Below are 6,167 nucleotides of genomic sequence, written 5' to 3'. Positions count from 1 at the left end.
TCCCTCCACGACTCTCTTCCTCTCTCCGTGTCTCCGTGTCCCCGTGTCCCCGTGTCCCCGTGTCCCCCTGTCCCCGTGTCCCCGTGTCCCCGTGTCCCCGTGTCCCCCTGTCCCCGTGTCCCCGTGTCCCCGTGTCCCCGTGTCTCCGTGTCCCCGTGTCCCCCTGTCCCCGTGTCTCCGTGTCTCCGTGTCCCCGTGTCGGCCTCAATCATCTCAGTATTCAGCAACGCCTTTTTGTGGCTTCACTAAAGCACGAATCACAATTACTGTAATGTTATCGTGACCATTATGCTGATTTGCCAAATTAATTAACTGGTTTACACCAAACTCTAAATTAGCTTGTTTGTCTAAAAGAGGTTCCAGGAGATTTTTCCAATTATTTTCCAGAAACTGATTATCTGTTAAACCATCAGATGCTAGAATTAACAGACTATCCTCATCAAGATCGAAAAATTGCACATCTGGTCTGACAAAATTTTCATCTCGCGGTCCTAAAGCTTGAGTTAATTGATAAGCATCAGGGCGACCATAAGCTATTTCCGGTTCAACTCCACGATTAATTTCTCTCTGTCCTACTTCATGATCTAGAGTGATCTGCTCTAAACCTCCCTGACGAGAGAGACGATACAAACGACTATCACCCACATGAGCTACAGCTACTTTTGTATCGTAAACCATTGCCATCACTAAAGTAGTACCCATCCGACTACTACCAGAGCGGACTTCTTGTTGATTAATCTCGTAGATTACCTTATTTGCCTGTATAATTGCCTCACGAATTATTTCTTCAGAGGGCAAACCAACTGACCAACTACTTTCAACTTTAAAGTATTGTTTAATCGTGTCTACTGCTACTTGACTCGCTATTTCTCCGCTAGCATGACCTCCCATACCATCGCAGAGCACATAAAGTCCTTTAGCTTGAATAATTTTTTCGGTGGGTGTTTCTTGGTTTTCTATCTGAGTTTGAATTCCAAAAGAATCTTCATTATGATCTCGTTGACTGCCTACATCACTTTTACCAGCATTTTCCAAATTTACCAACTGTATCGGCAAAAGTTCAGTGTCTTGAGTTTCTATATTTTCTACTATTTGTGGGACAGTGTCATCAATTTGCAAAACTGTAGGTGGAGATGTAGGAGGTGGTTGGGGTTGTAAGTTATCTTCAGTAGTCATTAGATATGATCGCAATTGTTCAATAGTTTGTATTTTACCATCCCGCCAATCTTGCATTAAAGCTGTTATCCAACCAAACTGTGTCCGTTGAGATTGCTCAAATAACGATTGCCAGAATTTCATTAAATCTTGGAGATTTTGAGTCTCGCCAGGTTTTGAGTACAGACGTTGCAATTTTATATCATTATTGTCTGTTTGACTTACCCGGAGATTTTCTGATTCCAGTATACTTTGGCAACAATGCCATGGTGCTAGAGCTACCCAAAGTTCAGTCATTTGCTGCAACCAGGATAGAATTTGTAGTTGGGAAAGGTGTTCGCTTGCCCAAAGGTCTACTAATAATGGCAAACTACTGTAGTCTGCCACAAGTAATATTTCTTCGTTTTGCGACCGCCAACTATCCTGAACAGCAGGAAAGTGTTGAGGTAGTTGGGAATATAATGCTAAATATGGTTGAGCAATTGTGGGAAAAATCAAAGCTTCTATCTCCGTTGTTTGTCCCTGTTGGTTTGAGACATAAGATTGACTTTCTTGATTTTGGTAACCTGATAACTCATTCTCTTGAGGACTATAAATAGGTGGTCTAAAATTACCGGAGTTACTACGTAACCAAGCTTTGAGGGGTGTTTGTTCTAGTGGGTTACAGTCTAGTACTTGCACTACTACCGTTTCACCTTGGTTTCTTGGTGGTATAGTTTCCAATAGTTGATAGCGCTGTTGGGAATCTAAATATTTTTCTGATGCAGTGGAGGGAATTTCTAGATCGTCATTTGGATTTGAGGATAATTTATTCTCTGTGTTTGCTGCTTCAGACATTGGACTGAGGATGTCTGGGGTAATTGATTCAGAATTATCTAACTCCTCTAATTTTTGGCATGGATCGTCAGCTTCAGTTATTGTTTCTGGTAAAGTATCTTCTGATTCTACTTCGGCAGCAGGTTGTAGATCGACTTCTATTTCCGCCTCCAAAAGTTCGGAAGATTCTAAAATCTCTTCGGCTTCTTCTATAAGAACATGTGCTGCTGAATCCGCCGAATCTTTGGCCAGGGGACTTGCTCCGGTGATTACTTCTTCTTGCCCCATTTCCTTGAGATTAATTTCAGGTGAGTCGGGGAGGAGAGCTTCTGCTTGAGTAATTATAATTGCCTTCCAGACTTGAGCTATATCAGCACCACAGTTGTGACATTTTTGAGCGCTCAAGTACACTTGCGATCCACATTGATGACAATTTTTGTGGGTTAGGGATGTACCACATTTTTCACAGAATTTATTCTGGTTCGGGTTTTCAAACTCACATTCGGGACAGATGAGCATAATAGAGTCTATTCTATGTCACAACTTAATTATTTTAGAGCAACTAGAAGGGAATAGAGATATTGACACTCCACGGGATAAATCCACGTGGATTCTAAAGGCAGTTTAAACACCGGATAAATCCACCTGTTTAAACAACTCATTAGTTGAGGGACTGTCATTGATCCCTACCTCTGAATCATCCATACCCATTACAGATACAGCTTTCTTAAGGCTCAAAGGACATGATTTGCCTAACCACTGGCCAATATTTTGAGCAGCATTCCAATCCGCATTACAAGTGTAAATCAATGTGTAGAATACTACGAATGGGAATCCCGTGCCTCATGTTTCACCAAGTTAAAACCGCCTGGCTCTCATCTTCGTCTTCAGGTTTGGTAGTATCTTCTAAGATTGTCTGGGCTGCGATCGCTTCTATTGTTTTTAATGGTACTTCACAGAAGTATTTTTGCCGAAATTGTTCTTCTGATATTGCTGCTAGGAACTTTTCGATTATTTGGGATTGAGTTTCTGATTTTTGGTTTTTGATTTGATTTTGAGTTATGTAAAATGCTTGGTCTTTATACTTGACATTGAAACATAAATATTGTAGCACTTGAAAACCTAATTTGAGAGTAGTATCACCAATACCTAATTTTTTTAGGAGTTGATAACGGGTGACAGGTTTAGCTGTACGACTAAGATATTTAGAAATACCCAGAAGTTGTTGCCAGATATCTGTCGGGGGGACCATAGGAGGTTGTGAGTAGGCGATCGCCAATTTCTTTTGTTGATTCATTGCTCGCCGGAACCAGATTCGCAAATCGTTCCAGCTAGTGGGACATTCTTTGAGAATCAAAAAATCTTTTTGGCTATTAATTTTTATTTCTTCTAGATTACCGACTTTCTGACTATTACGCCAGTCCCAAATCCAATCTACAAGGTTTGATGCTTTAACTTGAGTATTTTGGAGTGATGGTTGTACGGCAATAAGTCTGACTTCATAACGTTTTTTATAGGCATTGAAGTCTAGCTCTACCAAAGCATCACATCTTTCTTCAGGAATTTCATCTTTATAATGACCCCACCAAACACCAGGGAACCCTTTCTCCCCAGACTCATCCCAAATTTCAAAATCTGTTTTGATATATTGAACTTTTTTTCCGTTTAAATCTTTTTGATTTCTGTGCCAAACATTACTAAACCAACAATTTTGGACTAAAAGTTTAGGAACAGGGTTGCCCATACCACAGGGTTCTAAAAGTTTAAGTTCTTGAAATAAATCTCTACCCAGCTCAGAGACAGTAACAATTAAATCTACATCTATTGTTGAAGTCTGGTTAACTGTCGCTAATGTTTGTCCTAATAATTGATTAATCGCATCTGTAAATATGGGGATATTTTCTACTGGCAGGCTTAGACCAGCAGCAAAAGGATGGCCTCCAAACCGATGTAATAAATGTTCCTGATTTTTAACTAACTGGTATAGGTCTATTTGACCAAAGGAACGGGCAGAACCACGGGCTAATAATGGTTCCTCGGAGTTTTTGACCGCCTCAGTTTCTTCTGTCAACAAAATAGTGGGACGGTTGTACTCTTGAGCTATTTGACCTGCTACTAATCCTAACACACCTACAGGCCATTGAGGGTCTGTGAGAACTATGACATTAGTGGTAGAAAGGTCTAGTTTGGTCAATTTTTGGGTAACGTCTCGAATTACTTCTTTTTGTAGAGATTTGCGCCTGGAGTTGGCCAGTTCGGTTTCTATAGCCAGTTGTTGACAACGTTGGGGGTTACGACTGGTGAGCAATTCTACACAAAAGCTGGCATCTCCAATGATTCTACTGACAGCATTAATCCGAGGGCCAATACCAAAGGAAATATCTGTGGGGCGATCGCCTGTTTTTTTACATAATTCTAATAGTTTGGCGATTCCTGGTCTGGTAGTTTTGTGAAGTTGTGTACTTAATTTTTCAATTCCTATTTGTGCTAAATACCGACTTTCTTCTGTTAGTTGAACTAGGTCGGCAATTAAACCAATAGCTACTAAGTCTAATAATTCTTTTAAGGGTAGTTTAGGTATTTCTGGATGAGTTAAATAAAGTGCTTCTATTAATTTATAAGCTACTCCAACTCCGGAGAGATTATATAGGGGATGAGAGGGGGATAAATAACGAGGATTAATAATAGCTAATAAGGGTGGACGTTGAGGAGGTAGAGTGTGATGATCGGTGACAATTATGTCTATTCCCTGGTTATTTGCATATTCTATTTCGGCAATATTTGTACTACCAGTATCGCAGGTTATTATTAAACTATAATTTTCTTTTGCTAACTGTTCAATCCCAGCAATATTTAAACCATGAGATTCTGTTAATCTGTTAGGAATGTAATAAGTTAATTGATGATTTTTCTGAAAAAATTCTCCTAATCCATCCCAAAGTACAGATGTTGAAGTAATGCCATCCGCATCAAAGTCTCCCCATATAGCAACTTTTTCTTGATTTTTTTTAGCATCAATAATTCTTTCTACAGCTTTGTTAATTTCGATGCCAAATTCAAAGGGGTTAGTTGGTTGATATTGTTTTGGGTCTAAAAAACCTGCTAATTTTTGAGTATCTTTAATTCCACGCTGCCATAATAATTGTGGTAGATATTTTACTGATAATTTTGGTGCATAATTTTTGACAAGTTCTACAAATGAATTAGGGGGATTATCAGAGGCATAAATCTGCCAATATTTTCTGGTTTCAGACATATTCAATCAATTTATTTATTGTCACTATGCTGCGGTTATTTTTCAGGTATTAGGTGGTAGATATTAAGTTGTAGATGAAAAAAATTGATCTAAATAATTGTAAGCATTCAGGCGTCAATTATCAGCCATCAGCTATTAATTTAATTGTCATTTAAGGAGGAATAAAAGTTCAAATATTTAAGATAATTAAAAGTACAAAATAGATTGGCTAACCCTCAAATTACTAATTCCTGAAAGCTGACCACTAATGGCTGAATGCTTACAAATAATTAGATTAAATAGCCCTGATATTTGCTACATATCTTGGTGGATGGTGATATTGCATAATTACTTGTATTGTCAGCATTTCCTATTGAGTAAAAAAACACTGTTTTTACCTAAAATCTATCACCTTATTCAAGGGTAGGTTAATCTTGTTTTTTCTCCCCAAAATCTGCTAGTTTTTGAGTATTTTTAATTCCACAATGCCATAATAATTATTATTATTATTGTTGTAGATATTTAAGGGATAATTTTGGTGCATAATTTTTGACAAGTTCTACAAATGAATTAGGTGGATTATCAGAGGCATAAATTTGCCAATATTTTCTTGTTTCAGGCATATTTAATAAATTTAATTTATTCTCACTATACTGCCTTTATGTGTCAGGTTTTAGGTTGTAGGTTGTAGATGAAAAAAGTTTATCTAAATACTTACAGCAGTTTTCGAGTTGATAATGTACAAAGTTTTATGCTTTTAGGGAATAGGGAATGAATAAAAATTATAGAATAGATTAGTCTTAAACTATACCTCACGCTTCCTGAAATTTGCTGTAGTATTGTAAAGTTTTATTGATTTTATAGAAAAACATAGGAAAACAATTAAAAATATCTTAGACTGAGAAAGGAAAGCAGAACAGCTCGTTAAATGTTTACAGGAGGGATAATGCAGTTAGTAGAA

Annotated in this window: 3 protein-coding genes; all 3 read right to left on the bottom strand. The window is 37.9% G+C overall.

All coding sequences use genetic code 11. From position 1 onward, the window contains the following. Positions 1-213 precede the first annotated feature (213 nt). On the bottom strand, positions 214-2,490 hold the full coding sequence (locus F6K54_RS38470) for a serine/threonine phosphatase (RefSeq protein WP_293089378.1): 2,277 nt from the start codon (positions 2,488-2,490) through the stop codon (positions 214-216). A gap of 105 nt (positions 2,491-2,595) precedes the next feature. Next, positions 2,596-2,781: a hypothetical protein gene (locus F6K54_RS38465; protein ID WP_293089377.1), complete on the bottom strand. Its 186-nt coding sequence runs from the start codon at positions 2,779-2,781 to the stop codon at positions 2,596-2,598. 40 nt (positions 2,782-2,821) lie between these two features. Continuing rightward, positions 2,822-5,227: a single-stranded-DNA-specific exonuclease RecJ gene (recJ, locus tag F6K54_RS38460; RefSeq protein WP_293089375.1), complete on the bottom strand. Its 2,406-nt coding sequence runs from the start codon at positions 5,225-5,227 to the stop codon at positions 2,822-2,824. Positions 5,228-6,167: the final 940 nt, after the last annotated feature.

Source organism: Okeania sp. SIO3B5, assembly GCF_010692555.1.
Lineage (GTDB): Bacteria > Cyanobacteriota > Cyanobacteriia > Cyanobacteriales > Microcoleaceae > Okeania.
This window is presented reverse-complemented; position numbering and strand designations above follow the sequence as displayed.

Excerpts from the sequence above, each read along its gene's own strand:
- recJ (WP_293089375.1), bottom strand. The coding sequence starts at position 5,227 with ATGTCTGAAACCAGAAAATATTGGCAGATTTATGCCTCTGATAATCCC.
- F6K54_RS38470 (WP_293089378.1), bottom strand. The coding sequence starts at position 2,490 with ATGCTCATCTGTCCCGAATGTGAGTTTGAAAACCCGAACCAGAATAAA.